Raw genomic sequence first — 2,108 nt, 5'->3', positions numbered from 1 at the left:
GGCGGCTATCGCCAATTATTTTGCCAATGAACCTTTTTATTACAGCTTACAGCCGCCGCTGTTGGGGGCTAACAGCGTAGATCAGTTTTTATTTGATAGTCGTATTGGTTTTTGCAGCCATTATGCTTCAGCTACAGCTGTAATGCTCAGAGCGGCAGGCATTCCTGCGCGAGTGGTCGGGGGTTATCAGGGCGGTGAATGGCAAGAAGCACAAAATTATCTGATGGTGCGCCAGCGCGATGCCCATGCCTGGGTAGAATACCTCGATAATGGTTTATGGCAACGCTTTGACCCCACCGCCGTTATAGCACCGCAACGCGTGTTGCAGGGGCTGGATCAGTCGTTGTCGGCGGCAGAGCAAGCCTTATTACAAGGGTGGCAGCCAAACTGGTGGCGTCAGGTCAGTTTACAACTGATGCATCTTGATTATTACTGGTCGGTGTGGGTACTGGGCTTTAATGAACAAAAACAATTATCCCTGTGGCAGTCACTATCTGACTGGCTAAAGCAGTGGCGGCAATGGCCGGTATTACGCATTGTGATTGTGTTACTGGCTGTTGGCATAGCCGTTTTCGGGGCTATTCTAGCCTGGCGTTGGCAGCAACGTCGACACTGGCCGCTGAGTGTCCGCGCCCGGCATATGATAAGGCGCCAGTTAAAGCTGCCAATGGCCGCTGATGGCCAAAGCTTATCGGCACAATTACAGCAATGGCAGCAACAGCTGGCACAGAGTCAACCAGCTGTGGCCAGCTGGCTAGAACAACTGCGGCAACACTACGAAAAACTGGTGTATGCCGCAGATAGCTCAGCTTTTTCGGTTATCGTTACTTTATTGCATCAAGCTCCGAAAAACTTAAGCGGCAGCCGGCGGCGGATTGAGAATAGCTAACGCCGTTTGCAGATGCTCAGCACAATTAATACCCATGTCGGTCAGGTAACCGCCATCAGGCTGCGTTAATAACCCTTTTTGATACAAGCGCTCTATTGCCGCCAGGGTAACTGGATCGGCGGCTTTGTGCGCCTTTATGCCGGCCATGGCACTGTCCAGATTGAACAGCGTTAATATCCGGATCTCTTCATTTAAATCACTACTTATTGGCATAGGCTGCTCCTTGTCAAAATCAGCTCTACCACCATAGCCCTCATCCACGAAAAAGCAAAGGCAAAAGTGAGCATTAGCGCAAACTGATATCTGCCGCCGGGCCTTTGGGTATTGGCTCAGCTCGCATCGGTGCTATCGGCGACTGTTGTAATTGTTGTTGTAAATACTGCAGCGCCCGCGCTAACTGTGCATCCTGACCATTAAAACTCACATAAGGTAAGTTCTCAACCGCTATATCAGGTGTTACGCCATAGCCTTCAATAATATTGCGGCCGTCCATAGCAAATTGCGGTGTTTCCGCAACCCTGGCTAATCCATTGTCTGCCAGTTGATTTCGACCTGACAGCCAGACCCCTGCACCTGCAGTACGTTGGCCAATTAGTGGCCCCAGCCCCAGCGCTTTAACGCCGGCTGAGAAGGTTTCACCATCTGAATAGGTCAGCTCATCTGTCAGTACCACTAAATGACCGCGAAAAGCCTGCTGCATATTGCTATAAGGTGCTCCATGTGTGGGTTGCCAAAATGACCAGGCACGACGAAGCAGTTTTTCAATAATCCAGCTGTCAATATTGCCACCACGATTACGCCGCACATCAATAATTAAACCGTCTTTTTGATATTGGGCATAAAATTCTCGGGCAAAACTGGCGATATCATTAGCGCCCATCGCATATAAGTGCAAATAGCCAATGCGTTGATTGCCGTTTGTTGCCACAAGTTGTTGATTATGCTGCACCCAATCACGATACCTGAGCAGATGATCTTGCTGGGTAGTGACTGGCTGCACCACTGTTTGCAGCTTTTGCCGGCCGCGGCTTAGCGTTAACAGCACAGGTTTAGCGGCCTGATTGCGTAATAAACGGCTAACATCGGCCAGCTGAGTGACTGGCTGGCCGTTTATGGCAGTAATAATATCGTTTTGTTGCGCATTTACGCCTGCCCGAGCTAAGGGTGATGCCTGTGATGGTAACTCCGGATCGCCGCGGTATATATGGCTAATGCGTAC

At 50.2% G+C, this 2,108-nt stretch carries 3 protein-coding genes; 1 reads left to right on the top strand and 2 read right to left on the bottom strand.

What is annotated here, in order from left to right; all coding sequences use genetic code 11:
• Positions 1-889, top strand: an 889-nt coding sequence (locus V7D78_RS17200; RefSeq protein WP_333609676.1) for a transglutaminase-like domain-containing protein, incomplete at its 5' end; no start/stop codon positions are given.
• On the opposite strand, the gene V7D78_RS17195 is transcribed toward V7D78_RS17200, so the two are convergent.
• A complete protein-coding gene (locus tag V7D78_RS17195) occupies positions 854-1,102 on the bottom strand; it encodes a TIGR02647 family protein (RefSeq protein WP_333609675.1) in 249 nt (82 codons plus the stop codon). The two genes, V7D78_RS17200 and V7D78_RS17195, sit on opposite strands and share 36 nt — an antisense overlap.
• Positions 1,103-1,175: 73 nt before the next feature.
• Positions 1,176-2,108, bottom strand: a 933-nt coding sequence (locus V7D78_RS17190) for a S41 family peptidase (RefSeq protein ID WP_333609674.1), incomplete at its 5' end; no start/stop codon positions are given.

The organism is Arsukibacterium sp. (assembly GCF_036735525.1).
Taxonomy (GTDB): Bacteria; Pseudomonadota; Gammaproteobacteria; order Enterobacterales; family Alteromonadaceae; genus Alishewanella.
The sequence above is the reverse complement of the archived record's forward strand: the minus strand, read 5'-3'. Positions and strand labels throughout refer to the sequence as shown.